Source organism: Pantoea sp. PNT03, assembly GCF_014852515.1.
Taxonomy (GTDB): Bacteria; Pseudomonadota; Gammaproteobacteria; order Enterobacterales; family Enterobacteriaceae; genus Pantoea; species Pantoea leporis.
The window spans coordinates 51,982-65,114 of the sequence record NZ_JACVBT010000007.1; the positions used below are offsets into that span (position 1 = coordinate 51,982).

The 13,133-nt window shown below is 57.2% G+C and carries 12 protein-coding genes; 10 read left to right on the forward strand and 2 right to left on the reverse strand.

The features are described 5' to 3' along the window. The first annotated feature begins 119 nt into the window (after window positions 1–119). Window positions 120–1,244 (forward strand): GNAT family N-acetyltransferase, encoded by a 1,125-nt coding sequence (locus IB226_RS21280; RefSeq protein ID WP_192236929.1) that lies wholly within the window; start codon window positions 120–122, stop codon window positions 1,242–1,244. Here the strand turns inward: IB226_RS21280 and IB226_RS21285 are convergent. Beyond that, window positions 1,241–3,073, reverse strand: coding sequence for an ABC transporter ATP-binding protein (locus IB226_RS21285; protein ID WP_192236930.1), 1,833 nt, complete (start codon window positions 3,071–3,073; stop codon window positions 1,241–1,243). The genes IB226_RS21280 and IB226_RS21285 overlap by 4 nt on opposite strands. A gap of 64 nt (window positions 3,074–3,137) precedes the next feature. Between IB226_RS21285 and IB226_RS21290 the strand changes: the two genes are divergently transcribed. Continuing rightward, the gene (locus IB226_RS21290) at window positions 3,138–3,632 is read left to right on the forward strand and encodes a GNAT family N-acetyltransferase (RefSeq protein ID WP_110867682.1); all 495 of its coding nucleotides are present in this window, start codon (window positions 3,138–3,140) and stop codon (window positions 3,630–3,632) included. Between the two features lie 82 nt (window positions 3,633–3,714). Here IB226_RS21290 and IB226_RS21295 read toward each other — a convergent pair whose 3' ends face one another. Beyond that, on the reverse strand, window positions 3,715–4,629 hold the full coding sequence (locus IB226_RS21295) for a sugar ABC transporter substrate-binding protein (RefSeq protein WP_192236931.1): 915 nt from the start codon (window positions 4,627–4,629) through the stop codon (window positions 3,715–3,717). A gap of 411 nt (window positions 4,630–5,040) precedes the next feature. On the opposite strand from IB226_RS21295, the gene IB226_RS21300 reads away from it, so the two are divergent. From IB226_RS21300 to kdpC, 8 genes are all read left to right on the forward strand, one after another. After that, a complete protein-coding gene (locus IB226_RS21300; RefSeq protein ID WP_192236932.1) occupies window positions 5,041–6,432 on the forward strand; it encodes an MFS transporter in 1,392 nt (463 codons plus the stop codon). A 123-nt stretch (window positions 6,433–6,555) separates the two neighbouring features. Beyond that, window positions 6,556–6,864 (forward strand): type II toxin-antitoxin system RelE/ParE family toxin, encoded by a 309-nt coding sequence (locus IB226_RS21305; RefSeq protein ID WP_101762747.1) that lies wholly within the window; start codon window positions 6,556–6,558, stop codon window positions 6,862–6,864. 43 nt (window positions 6,865–6,907) lie between these two features. Further along, the gene (locus IB226_RS21310) at window positions 6,908–7,240 is read left to right on the forward strand and encodes a HigA family addiction module antitoxin (RefSeq protein ID WP_101762746.1); all 333 of its coding nucleotides are present in this window, start codon (window positions 6,908–6,910) and stop codon (window positions 7,238–7,240) included. A gap of 156 nt (window positions 7,241–7,396) precedes the next feature. Next, the gene (locus tag IB226_RS21315; protein ID WP_192236933.1) at window positions 7,397–8,560 is read left to right on the forward strand and encodes an HD-GYP domain-containing protein; all 1,164 of its coding nucleotides are present in this window, start codon (window positions 7,397–7,399) and stop codon (window positions 8,558–8,560) included. A 109-nt stretch (window positions 8,561–8,669) separates the two neighbouring features. Then, window positions 8,670–8,759: a K(+)-transporting ATPase subunit F gene (gene kdpF, locus IB226_RS21320; protein ID WP_081113208.1), complete on the forward strand. Its 90-nt coding sequence runs from the start codon at window positions 8,670–8,672 to the stop codon at window positions 8,757–8,759. Then, window positions 8,759–10,438, forward strand: coding sequence for a potassium-transporting ATPase subunit KdpA (kdpA, locus tag IB226_RS21325; protein ID WP_192236934.1), 1,680 nt, complete (start codon window positions 8,759–8,761; stop codon window positions 10,436–10,438). Before kdpF ends, kdpA begins: the two co-directional genes overlap by 1 nt. A gap of 7 nt (window positions 10,439–10,445) precedes the next feature. Beyond that, window positions 10,446–12,494 carry a potassium-transporting ATPase subunit KdpB gene (gene kdpB / locus IB226_RS21330; protein WP_137386708.1) on the forward strand — a complete coding sequence of 683 codons (2,049 nt, stop codon included), beginning with the start codon at window positions 10,446–10,448 and terminating at the stop codon, window positions 12,492–12,494. 11 nt (window positions 12,495–12,505) lie between these two features. Continuing rightward, complete coding sequence (gene kdpC, locus IB226_RS21335) at window positions 12,506–13,078, forward strand: potassium-transporting ATPase subunit KdpC (RefSeq protein WP_192236935.1); 573 nt, start codon at window positions 12,506–12,508, stop codon at window positions 13,076–13,078. Window positions 13,079–13,133 lie beyond the last annotated feature (55 nt).

The following is a 13,133-nucleotide window of genomic DNA, read 5'->3' on the forward strand; positions in this document are numbered from 1 at the left end:
TATCCACAGGTCGGTTGCGGGCACAAAGCAAGGTATACACATTCAGTGCGCTGCACCTTTTCCCACGCGGGAAAACCTGTTGAACTAGGCGCCTGCTTTCATCAGGCCGGGAGCCGTGAATGTCTTTGCTACATCTGTCGTCGCTGGCGGAGATTGCCGCCGTCGAATGGGATGCGCTGTTACCTGACGATCAACCGTTTTTACGCCACGCATTTCTCTTGTCACTTGAAGAGAGCGGCAGCGTGCGGCCCGAAAACGGCTGGCAGACGGATCACCTGCTGTGGCGCGAAAACGGCACGCTGCGTGCGGCGCTGCCGGGCTATCGCAAACGCCATTCGCGCGGTGAATATGTGTTCGACCATGCGTGGGCGGATGCCTGTCAGCGCGCCGGTATTCCTTACTATCCGAAATGGCTGGGCGCGATTCCGTTCAGTCCGGTGACTGGCGGACGCCTGCTGGGCGATGAAGAAGCGGTGCTGAAACTGCTCAGCGTGCTGCCGGATAACCTCTATCAACACGATCTGAGCGGCGCGCACATCAACTTCACCACGCCGTTCGCCAACCACATTATGCAGCAGCAGCCAGACTGGCTGGAACGCCTCGGCCTGCAGTATCACTGGCACAACAAAGGCTACCGCGATTTTCAGGATTTCCTCGACACGCTGATGTCACGCAAGCGCAAACAGCTGCGCAAAGAGCGTGAGCAGGTGATGAGCAGCGGCTTTGAATTCAGCTGGTATCGCGGCGATGAGCTGCGCGAAGATCAGTGGGATTTTGTTTACACCTGTTATGCCAACACTTACGCGGTGCGCGGCCAGCGGCCCTATCTGACGCGCCACTTCTTTAGCCTGCTGGCGGAGCGCATGCCGCATTCGATTCGCGTGGTGATTTCCTCGCTACAAGGGCAACCGGCAGCGATGGCATTCTGCTTAATGGACGGCAGCACGCTGTACGGCCGCTATTGGGGCTGTCTGGCGGAGTTTGATCGGCTGCATTTTGAAACCTGCTTCTATCAGGGCATGGATTTCGCCATCGCGGAAGGTGTGCAGCGTTTTGATGCGGGCGCGCAGGGCGAGCATAAGCTGGTGCGCGGCTTTGAGCCACACATTACCCATTCGTGGCACTATCTGTGTCATCCCGGTTTGCGCGATGCGGTGGCGGATTTTCTGCTGCAGGAACGGGAAGGCGTGCGCGACTGGGCGATTGAAGCGCGCGACGCCTTACCGTATCGGCGTGGTGATTAATCCGCGCCGACAAAACCGCCGGTCTGATGCTGCCACAGGCGCGCGTAAAGCCCGCCTTGCGCCAGCAGTTCGCGGTGGTTGCCCATCTCGACAATCTCACCTTGCTCCAGCACCACCAGACGATCCATTTTGGCGATAGTGGAGAGACGGTGCGCGATAGCAATCACCGTTTTACCCTGCATCAGCGTTTCCAGGCTCTCCTGAATCGCCGCTTCCACCTCGGAATCCAGCGCCGAGGTGGCTTCGTCCATGATCAGAATCGGCGCGTCCTTCAGCAGCACGCGCGCGATGGCGATACGCTGACGTTGACCGCCCGACAGCTTCACGCCGCGCTCGCCCACGTGCGCATCCAGCCCGGTGCGGCCTTGCGGATCAGAAAGCAGCGGAATGAACTCGTCGGCGCGCGCGCGGATAATCGCCGCCTGCAACTCCTCTTCCGTCGCATCCGGACGACCATACAGCAGGTTTTCGCGAATTGAGCGGTGCAGCAGCGACGTGTCCTGCGTGATCATACCGATTTGCCCGCGCAGGCTTTCCTGCGTCACTTCAGCGATGTTCTGATCATCAATCACAATACGGCCGCTGTTGATGTCATACAGCCGCAGCAGCAGATTCACCAGGGTGGATTTACCGGCCCCGGACGGGCCAATCAAACCGATCTTCTCGCCCGGCTTGATGTTGAGGTTGAGGCGATTGATCACCTGTCGACTGCCGCCATAATCAAAGCGCACATCCTCAAAACGAATCTGGCCGCGCGTCAGCTGCATGTTTTTCGCATTCGGTTCATCCTGCACGCTCAGCGGCTGCGCGATGGTATTCAGGCCGTCCTGCACCATGCCGATGTTTTCGAAGATGCCGTTCACCACCCACATGATCCAGCCGGACATGTTCACCAGACGAATCACCAAACCGGTCGCCAGCGCAATCGCGCCAACGCTGATCAGCGACTGGCTCCACAACCACAGCGCCAGGCCGGAGGTGCTGACAATCAGCAAGCCATTCAGCGTCGAGAGCGTGATATCCATGGTGGTGACCATGCGGCTGGCGTGCTGGGTTTTGTCGGTTTGCTCCTGAATCGCCTCACGCGCGTAACGCTTCTCCAGATCGTTATGCGAAAACAGTTTGATGGTGGCGATGTTGGTGTAGCCGTCGACAATGGTGCCCATCAATTTCGAGCGCGCTTCCGATGACACCACCGAACGCTGTTTAACGCGCGGCACAAAGAAGCCCAGCGACACGCTGTAAGCCACAATCCAGATCACCAACGGAATCATCAAGCGCCAGTCGGCTTCGGCGAACAGCACCAGCGAGGTCACCGCGTAAATCACCACGTGCCAGATGGCGTCCACCAGCTGTACCGCCGAATCACGCAGCGAGTTACCGGTCTGCATGATGCGCTGGGCAATGCGCCCGGCAAAATCGTTCTGGAAGAAATTCAGGCTTTGACGCAGCACGTAGTTGTGATGCTGCCAGCGGATCATGCTGGTCATGCTCGGGTTAATACTTTGATGTACCAGCATATCGTGCGCAGCAATCACCACCGGCCGCAGAATCAGCGCGACAAAACCCATCCACAGCAATATTTGCCAGTTATCGCTGAACAGCGAAGCGGGCGTCGAGTGATTAACCAGGTCAATGATGCGGCTGAGATAGCTGAACAGCGCCACTTCGATCAGCGCCTGCGCCAGCCCGACAATCAGCAGCGCGACAAAGCTCGGCCACACCTGACGCAGATAGTAGAAGTAGAACGGCCAGACGCTGGCGGGTGGGGAATCGGTTGGCGCATCCTGGAAAATATTGATAAAACGTTCAAAACGGCGATACAACATAGAATCACTCTTCCCGAAATGGTGAGAGTTAACAGCTTAGTGCAAGTGAAAAGGGATTACCGACATGGATTTACACATTCGCGGTCGTGAGCCGGGCGATGCCGCCGCCTACCAACGCCTATACAGCCATCCTGACGTTTATCGCTGGACCACGCAGTTGCCGTGTCCGAGCATAGTGACCTGGCAGAAAAAATTCGAAAAGATGGATGAGCTGGGATACATCGGCTTTGTTGCGGAGATTGAGGGTGCGATGGTCGGTGAGCTCACGCTGTTTGTCGAACAGCGTCCGCGTACGCGTCACAGCATCAGTTTTGGTATCAGCGTCGATCCGGCGTTTGGCGGGCGCGGCATTGGTGAAAAGCTGATCCGCAACGCGATGGATTACGCCTTCAACTGGCTCGGCATCATGCGTATTGAGCTGGAAGTGTTCCACGATAACGAACGCGCGCTGCGCCTGTATCAAAAGCTGGGCTTCGAGCGCGAGGGCGTGAAGCGCAAAGCCTGCCTGCGCGACGGCGAATATCACGATATCGTGCAGATGGCTAAACTAAAAAACTGATGGGTTTTGCGCAATAAATTGCGCCGCTACGGAATTGTGCACGCATTCGTAGCGGTGCGATTCATCGCTCGCGTTTGACCTTTTACTGACTCTTCTCAACGTACTTCTGCATATTCTCTTTGGTCACCAGCTCGAACGGGATCCACACGTGTGAATCCACTTTCTCGCCTTTGATCAGCTTCTGCGCCACATCCACCGACGTTTTGCCCTGGCCGACCGCATCCTGGAAAACCGTGACCTGAATTTTGTCCTGCGACAGCGCTTTCAGGCCGTCTGGCGTAGCATCGATACCGCCAATCAGCACCTTTTTATTGCTTTTAGCCAGCGCCATGGCCGCGCCTATCGCCATCTCATCGTTATTAGCCGCAACGATATCAATCGCTTCATCGTTGCCCAGCCAGCTATTCATCAAATCCATGCCTTCATTGCGCGCGTAGTTGGCGGGCTGTTTCTGTACCACTTTCATGCCGGGATATTTCGCCACCACTTGCTCAACGTCTTTGGTGCGTTGCAGCGCACCGGCGTCGGTCAGGTTACCGATCATGATCGCCACATTGCCTTTGTAGTTAGCCATTTTCGCCAGCGCTTCCATCTGCAAGGTGCCGGATTCACGCTCGTCGGAGCCGACAAACACCACGCCGGCCGGCAGCGATTTATCGCCCGGCGTGCGGTTGACGTACACCAGCGGAATTTTTGCCTGCTGCGCCAGCCTGGTGAGCTGCGGCGTGCTGGCGGAATCGACCGGATCGACGATGATCGCATCCATGTCCGCACCGATAAAGCTCTGCACCTGATCGGTCTGACGTCCCACGTCACCGCGTGCATCTTCAAACTGAATATCGAGTCCGCGCGCTTTGGCTTCTTTATCAATCGACTGGCGAATAATGGTGAGGAAGTTTTGATCGAAGTAGGCCATCGACACGCCAATTTTTTCCGCCAGCGCCGAGACTGACGTTGAGAGCAGGCCGAGCAACATCATCGCCTTGAGGATTTTCATCGCAGACTCCAGAGTAAGCTTGTTATTAGAATGAATGTTTCATCGATATTAAAAATGGCTCAATGAAATCATTTTCAGCCTACGAGCGCGCCACCCGGCTGACAATCGGCAAGGTTGGATTTTGCAGCTAAGCGCACACTTTGCTCTCGGGTGCGTCTTACTTTGCGCGCTCATAGTTGCACTGCGAAGGATTTTCTTAGAGTTGGCGCACATTGCGGTGCAACAGCCTGCTGATTTTTGAGGTTCTGTGCAGCGCCGCACCTTGCTTTGTGCTGGCTGCCAATTCTGGCGCTAATTAGCACTGTCGATTCCGCCATTCGCACAATGACCGTGGGTGAAACTGCTTCCTATAGTTGCTCAACAGGGAAATAAAGCGGTATTCCGGCATGTTTCATTTGAGGAATTCAGCCCATGCAAAAAGCCAATCATCGTCCACAGAACAGCCACGTACGTATTGGGATCCTTTGCCTGATCCTGTTTCTTTCCGTGGTGGCGTACGCCGACCGCTCGATCCTGTCGATCTCAGGATCGGCGATCAAAGATGAGTTTGGACTTTCAGCGATCCAGCTTGGTCTGATCCTCTCGGCATTTAGCTGGGCCTATGTGATCGGCCAGATCCCCGGCGGCCTGTTTCTCGATCGCTTCGGCACCAAAAAAGTGTATGGCGTGACGCTGGCGCTGTGGTCGATCTCCACGTTGCTGATGGGCTTTGTCGGCGAGTTCTCCAGCGGCATGACCATGGCGCTCACGCTGATGTTTGCGCTGCGTTTCGCGCTGGGCCTGATTGAAGCACCGAGTTTTCCCGCCAATGCGCGCGCAGTGATCATGTGGTTCCCCAGCGCTGAACGCGGCCGTGCTTCTTCACTCTTTGCCTCGGCGCAATATTTTGCCGTCGCCATCTTTTCGCCGCTTTCCGGCTGGCTGGTGTCGCGCTTCGGCTGGGAATGGCCGTTCTTTGTGCTGGGCGGCATTGGCGTGCTGGCAGTGTTTGTCTGGATGGGCTTTATGCGCAGCCCGCGCCATCATCCGCAGGTCTCGGAAAAAGAATTGCGCTACATTGAGCAGGGCGGCGCGCTGGTTGATATCGATTCGGCACAAACGCTAAAAGCGCGTCCGCCGTTGAGCAAAGCAATGTTCAGGAGGCTGCTCAGCAACCGCATGCTGTGGTGCGCCTATATCGGCCAATATTGCATCATCGCGTTGAGCTACTTCTTCATCACCTGGTTCCCGATCTATCTGGTGCAGGCGCGCGGCATGAATATTCTTGATGCCGGTTTTGCCACCATCGCACCAGCGGTATTTGGTTTCCTCGGCGGCATCAGCGGCGGCTATATCTCCGACAAACTGCTGGCAAGCGGCTGGAGTTTATCCTGGGCGCGTAAAACGCCGTATATCGTCGGCATGCTGATGGCGGCATCGCTGGTCCTGGCGGCGGTGATCCCCAGCAACGTCGGCATTATCGCCATGATGTCGTTCGCCTTCTTTGGTAAAGGCGTGGCGGCGGGCGCCGGAACCTGGACGATTGTCAGCGATACCGCACCGAAAGAAGCGGTTGGCCTGGCAGGCGCGATTTTTAACGGCATCGGCAATATGGCGGGTTTTATCACGCCGCTGCTGTTCGGCATCATCGTCGGCTTGACCGGTAGCTACAGCATCGGGCTGGTGTTTGTCGGCGCGCATTGCGTGGTCGCCGCACTGCTGTTCCTGCTAGTGATGGGACCGATTGAACGCGTTGGTGCGGAGCAGAACCCTGCTGCCTCTTATGAAAATCCGGAGAAAGCGCGCGGTATTAAAGCGGTTTAATCATCGGCTCATAAATTTTTGGAATCCCGATCTGAAATTCGTTATGATGTTAAAAAATGCACTTGAGCACAGTGCGTTAGTGCAATAAGTTGCCCACCATGTTTACATCAGGTGTGGTAGTAGATGAAGGGTTCAATTCACAGTTTCAGGGACGATTGGCTGCGATTATTTTTTGTTTATGCAACACCGCATAAGCATATCCCGGCCATGATTGAGTCCGCATTGGCGCGCAAGCTCGACATCATCCATGCCGCAACATCGCATCATGATTTGCGTTCACCACCGGGTAATCGCTTTGAGGCCTTAAGACCTCCGCTATTGGGATATTATTCAATACGGATAAATGAGCAGTATCGACTAATTTTTCAATGGGTTAATGGCACGGCAAGAGATCTCTATCTCGATCCACACACTTATCGTAAACACCGCTAGCAGCCACTTGTGGCCAACTGCTAACCGTTAAAGAGAAGCAACAATGAAACAGGCGATGCGTAAACCGACCAGCGTTGGCGATGTTCTGCAGTACGAGTTCCTCGAGCCGCTTAACCTCAAAGTGAATGACCTGGCAGAGATGTTGAACGTGCACCGCAATACAGTCAGTGCATTGGTGAATAACAACCGTAAACTGACCACCGAAATGGCCTATAGGCTGGCAGCTGTTTTCGATACTTCAGTCGATTTCTGGCTGAATCTGCAGCGCCATTTGGATCTATGGGAAGTGGAAAACGATGCCAGAACACAGGAAGAGTTGAGCAGGGTAACGCCGTTAAGTGCCTTTCTGGCGCAGCGTTCAGCGGTTGTAGCCTAAAATCATGGTCGCCATAAATGGCGATCCAACGTCGTAAAATTCGCATTTATACGCACCCCTCTCGCAAACCTCACCGATCGCACAAATCCACTCTGAAGATTTTTTGCTCAGCTGCCGATACCTCCTTACCACCCACTGATATTAAGGAGCGATATCGTGATAAAGCTGATTAATGTTGACGAACTGCGGCAGGGAATGTTTATCCACAAACTGGAGGTTTGGTGGGTCAAAGATAAGCGCATTCGCAACCAAATGCTGATCACTGATAAACGCCAGATCGCGATGATCCGCAATGAGGGGATCCTGCAGTTATGGATCGATCTCGACAAATCGGTACAGGCACCCGTCACGCCTGCGCCGAAAAAAGAGATTCCTCAAACCCCGTTTTTCCAGGAGATGGATCAGGCGCAAAGCATCTTCAATCAGGGGAAACCGCAGGTGCTGGCGATGTTTAACGAGGCGCGCATGGGGCAAGGCCTCGACCTCGATTACACCCTTGATCTGGTTGATCAAATTGCCGGTTCGATCACCCGCGAACCCACGGCGCTGCTGAGCGTGGCGCGCCTGAAGAATCACGACGATTACACTTATCTGCACTCAATGGCGGTGTGCGGTTTGATGATCTCGCTCGGCAAAAAAATGGGCCTCGATGAGCATCAGCTGCGGCGCGTTGGTATGGGCGGTTTGCTGCATGATGTGGGTAAAGCCGCGGTGCCGCTGGAGATTCTCAACAAACCCGGCAAGCTCAGCGATGAAGAGTTCACCGTGATGCGTCAGCATCCGATCGTGGGCGCGCAGATGCTAATGGAAGCCAATGCCGGTGAAGATCTGCTGGATATCGCGCTGCATCACCATGAAAAGTACGACGGCAACGGTTATCCGCACGGACTGAAAGGCGACGAAATCTCACTGTATGCGCGCATGGCATCGGTGTGCGACGTCTATGATGCCGTTACCTCGAATCGCCCTTATCGCCAAGGCTGGACGCCTGCCGAAGCGATGCACAACATGTTGAGCTGGCGTGGCCACTTCGATAACACGCTGTTGCACGCCTTCGTACGCACCATCGGCATTTATCCGGTGGGATCGCTGGTGCGACTGGCTTCCGGGCGCGTGGCGCTGGTGGTACAGGCTGGCGAAAAATCGCTGCTCAAGCCCAAAGTACATGTGTTCTGGTCGCTGCACGCGCAGCGCGAAGTAAAACCGGAAGCGCTCGATCTTGGCGACAGCTTCTGCACCGACAGCATCACCGGCGCGGAAGACAGCGGCTTATGGCAGAACATCGATCTGAACCGCATCTGGGCGTTAGAAAGCGCTTAATTCTTCACCATTTTTATACTTTATTTACGCCCGCTTCCCGCCTTTTTACCTCTTCTTTATGCCGCGCCGCGCATGCTTGCAGCATTACCAAAATCCTCTGGAGGTTGCTGTGAGCGTGGGCGTGATAGCCGGCATCGTGCTGGTGTTTGTTCTTCTGGGCTACCTGATTTATGCCCTGCTTAATGCGGAGGCATTCTGATGGCGGCGAATGCATTTATGCTAATTGCGGTGTTTCTGCTGGTACTGATGGTGCTGGCACAACCGCTGGGACGTTATCTCGCCCTGTTTGTCGCTGACAAGCCGCTGCTGCCGCGCACCGAAGGCGCGCTGTGGCGACTGGCCGGTGCCGACGGCGATGCCATGCGCTGGCCGCACTATCTGCTGGCGATTCTGCTGTTTAACGCGCTGGGTTTTGCCTTGCTGCTGCTGATGTTGATGACGCAGGCTGCGCTGCCGCTGAACCCGCAGCATCTGCCTAATCTCAGCTGGGATCTGGCGCTCAATACCGCTATCAGCTTCGTCACCAACACCAACTGGCAATCCTACGCCGGGGAAAGCACGCTGAGCTATTTCAGTCAGATGGCGGGCCTCACGGTGCAGAACTTCCTGTCGGCGGCGACCGGTATCGCCGTGGCGTTTGCGCTGATTCGTGGTTTTGCCAACCGTTCGCTGGATACGCTCGGCAACGCATGGCGTGACCTGACGCGCATTACCCTTTACGTGTTGCTGCCAATCAGCCTGGTTATCGCGCTGTTCTTCGTCAGCCAGGGCAGCATTCAAACCTTCGAACCGTACCATGCGCTCACCACGCTGGAAGGCGCGCAGCAGACGCTGCCGCTCGGGCCGGTGGCATCGCAGGAAGCGATCAAAATGCTCGGCACCAACGGCGGCGGTTTCTTCAACGTTAACTCGGCGCATCCGTTCGAAAACCCGACGGCGCTAACCAACTTCGTACAGATGCTGAGCATCTTCCTGATCCCGGCGGCGCTCTGTTTCACCTTTGGTCAGCATCTGGGCGATCGTCGTCAGGGCCACATGCTGCTGTGGGCGATGACCATCATGTTTGTGCTGGCGGTGATCACCGTGATGTGGGCCGAACTGCGTGGTAATCCGCACTTCCTCGCGCTCGGCGCAGACAGCGCCATCAACATGGAAGGCAAGGAGACGCGCTTCGGCATTCTCAACTCCAGCTTGTTTGCGGTGATCACCACGGCGGCGTCGTGCGGTGCGGTTAACGCCATGCATGACTCCTTCACCGCGCTCGGCGGCATGGTGCCGATGTGGTTGATGCAGCTGGGTGAAGTGGTGTTCGGCGGCGTCGGTGCTGGCCTGTACGGCATGCTGCTGTTCGTGCTGCTCGGCGTGTTTATCGCCGGGTTGATGATCGGTCGCACGCCAGAGTACATGGGCAAAAAAATCGACGTATGGGAGATGAAGATGACAGCGCTGGCGATCCTGGTGACGCCAACGCTGGTGCTGCTCGGCACCGCGCTGGCGATGATGACCGACGCCGGTCGCGCCGGTATGGCCAATCCTGGTATTCATGGCTTCAGCGAAGTGCTGTACGCGGTTTCCTCTGCATCCAATAACAACGGCAGCGCCTTCGCCGGACTGAGCGCTAACACGCCGTTCTGGAACCTGCTGCTGGGCTTCTGCATGTTGGTGGGCCGCTTCGGCATCATCATTCCGGTGCTGGCGATTGCCGGTTCGCTGGCGGCGAAGAAAATTCAGCCAGTCGGCAACGGCACGCTGCCAACGCACGGCCCGCTGTTTATCGCGCTGCTGATTGGCACCGTCTTGCTGGTGGGCGCATTGACGTTCATCCCCGCGCTGGCATTGGGCCCGGTCGCGGAACATCTGCAATTAATTCAGGGATAACGGAATCATGAGTCGTCAACAACTGGCGCTGTTTGATGCGGCGCTGACCCGCGTTGCCATGCTGGATGCGCTGAAAAAACTCGATCCACGCGTGCAGTTCCGCAACCCGGTGATGTTTTTGGTGTGGATCGGCAGCGTGCTGACCTCGGTATTGGCGGTGGGCATGGCCAGCGGCGCGCTCAGCGGTAACGCGGGCTTTACCGCCGGCGTCGCCATCTGGTTGTGGTTCACCGTGCTGTTCGCCAACTTCGCTGAAGCGCTGGCGGAAGGGCGCAGCAAGGCGCAGGCCAACAGTCTGAAAGGCATCAGTAAAACCAGCGATGCGAAAAAACTGGCCGAAGCGCGCTACGGCGCAGCCTGGCACAACGTGGCGGCCGATACGCTGCGCAAAGGCGATGTGGTGCTGGTGGAAGCCGGTGACATCATTCCGTGCGACGGCGAGGTGCTGGAGGGCGGCGCATCGGTGGATGAGAGCGCCATCACCGGTGAATCCGCGCCGGTGATTCGTGAATCGGGCGGGGATTTCTCCTCGGTGACCGGCGGTACGCGCATTCTTTCCGACTGGCTGGTGATTCAGTGCAGCGTCAATCCGGGCGAAACCTTCCTTGACCGCATGATTGCGATGGTGGAAGGCGCGAAACGCCGTAAAACGCCGAACGAAGTGGCGCTGACCATTCTGCTGGTGTCGCTGACAATTGTGTTCCTGCTGGCGACCGCCACGCTGTGGCCGTTCTCAGCGTATGGCGGCACGCCGGTCAGCATCACGGTGCTGGTGGCGCTGCTGGTGTGTTTGATCCCGACCACCATCGGCGGCCTGCTGTCGGCCATCGGTGTGGCGGGCATGAGCCGCATGCTGGGCGCGAACGTTATCGCCACCAGCGGCCGTGCGGTGGAAGCGGCGGGCGACGTAGATGTGCTGATGCTGGATAAAACCGGCACCATCACGCTTGGCAACCGTCAGGCGACGCAGTTTCTGCCCGCGCCGGGTGTCAGCGAACAGCAGCTGGCCGATGCGGCGCAGCTGGCATCGCTGGCCGATGAAACGCCGGAAGGACGCAGCATCGTGGTGTTGGCGAAGCAGAAATTTAACCTGCGTGAGCGTGACTTGAGCAGCATGGGGGCGAGCTTCATTCCCTTCTCGGCGCAAACGCGCATGAGCGGCGTAAACGTGCAGGATCGTCTGATCCGCAAAGGCGCGGTCGATGCGGTTCGTCGCCACATTGAAGCCAATCATGGCCGCTTCCCGTTAGAAGTGAATGCCGCCGTCGAAGAAGTGGCGCGCGCTGGCGGCACGCCGCTGGTGGTGGCCGAAGGCGCGCAGGTGCTGGGCGTGGTGGCGCTGAAAGATATCGTCAAAGGCGGCATCAAAGAGCGCTTTGCCGAGCTGCGCAAGATGGGCATCAAGACGGTGATGATCACCGGCGATAATCCGTTAACTGCGGCGGCGATTGCGGCGGAAGCCGGCGTCGATGACTTCCTGTCTGAAGCGACGCCGGAAGCCAAGCTGGCGCTGATTCGTCAGTATCAGGCCGAAGGGCGCTTAGTGGCGATGACCGGCGACGGCACCAATGACGCACCGGCGCTGGCGCAGGCCGACGTGGCGGTGGCGATGAACTCGGGAACTCAGGCGGCGAAGGAGGCCGGCAACATGGTCGATCTCGACTCGAATCCGACCAAGCTGCTGGAAGTGGTGCACATCGGCAAACAGATGCTGATGACGCGCGGCTCGCTCACCACCTTCAGTATCGCCAACGACGTGGCGAAGTATTTCGCCATTATTCCGGCCGCGTTTGCCGCCACCTATCCGCAGCTCAACATGCTCAACGTGATGGGGCTGCATTCGCCGAACTCGGCGATTCTGTCGGCGGTAATTTTCAACGCGCTGGTGATTGTGTTCCTGATCCCGCTGGCGCTGAAAGGCGTGAGTTATCGTCCGCTGAGCGCGGCGGCGCTGCTGCGTCGCAACCTGTGGATTTACGGTGCGGGCGGATTAGTAGTGCCGTTTATTGGTATTAAAGCCATCGACCTGCTGCTGACGCTGCTTGGTCTGGCTTAAGGAGAAGAGAAATGAGTCAGTTACGTCCGGCTATTGTATTGTTAATAGTGCTTACGCTGCTCACCGGCGCGGTCTATCCGCTGCTCACCACCGGTCTGGCGCAGTGGTGGTTCCCATCGCAGGCCAACGGTTCGCTGATTGAGCAGGATGGCGCGGTACGCGGTTCCGAGCAGATTGGGCAAATGTTTAATCAGCCGGGCCACTTTTGGGGCCGACCTTCCGCTACCGGCGATGCGCCTTATAATGCGTTGGCCTCCAGCGGCAGCAATCTGGCAGGCAGTAATCCGGCGCTGGATAAAGCGGTAGCGGAACGCGTCGCCGCGCTGCGTGCGGCGAATCCGCAAGCGCCCAAAGCGGTGCCGGTGGAGTTGGTCACCGCATCGGCGAGCGGATTAGATCCGGATATTTCGCCAGAAGCCGCGTTGTGGCAGGCACCGCGCATCGCCGCCGCGCGCAAGATGGCGCTGAAAGATGTCGAGGCGCTGATTGTGCGCCACACCGAGCGCCCGCTGCTGCCGTTTGTTGGCGAAGAGACGGTAAACGTGCTGCGCCTGAATCTGGCGCTGGATGATTTACAAGGATAAACACCTCGCGCAATGCATTGCGCCGCTACGGTATATGCACGCAATCGTAGCGGCG

Excerpts from the sequence above, each read along its gene's own strand:
- kdpA (WP_192236934.1), top strand. The coding sequence starts at position 8,759 with ATGGCGGCGAATGCATTTATGCTAATTGCGGTGTTTCTGCTGGTACTG.
- IB226_RS21310 (WP_101762746.1), top strand. The coding sequence starts at position 6,908 with ATGAAACAGGCGATGCGTAAACCGACCAGCGTTGGCGATGTTCTGCAG.
- kdpC (WP_192236935.1), top strand. The coding sequence starts at position 12,506 with ATGAGTCAGTTACGTCCGGCTATTGTATTGTTAATAGTGCTTACGCTG.
- IB226_RS21280 (WP_192236929.1), top strand. The coding sequence starts at position 120 with ATGTCTTTGCTACATCTGTCGTCGCTGGCGGAGATTGCCGCCGTCGAA.
- kdpB (WP_137386708.1), top strand. The coding sequence starts at position 10,446 with ATGAGTCGTCAACAACTGGCGCTGTTTGATGCGGCGCTGACCCGCGTT.
- IB226_RS21295 (WP_192236931.1), bottom strand. The coding sequence starts at position 4,629 with ATGAAAATCCTCAAGGCGATGATGTTGCTCGGCCTGCTCTCAACGTCA.
- IB226_RS21285 (WP_192236930.1), bottom strand. The coding sequence starts at position 3,073 with ATGTTGTATCGCCGTTTTGAACGTTTTATCAATATTTTCCAGGATGCG.
- IB226_RS21305 (WP_101762747.1), top strand. The coding sequence starts at position 6,556 with ATGAAGGGTTCAATTCACAGTTTCAGGGACGATTGGCTGCGATTATTT.
- IB226_RS21290 (WP_110867682.1), top strand. The coding sequence starts at position 3,138 with ATGGATTTACACATTCGCGGTCGTGAGCCGGGCGATGCCGCCGCCTAC.
- IB226_RS21300 (WP_192236932.1), top strand. The coding sequence starts at position 5,041 with ATGCAAAAAGCCAATCATCGTCCACAGAACAGCCACGTACGTATTGGG.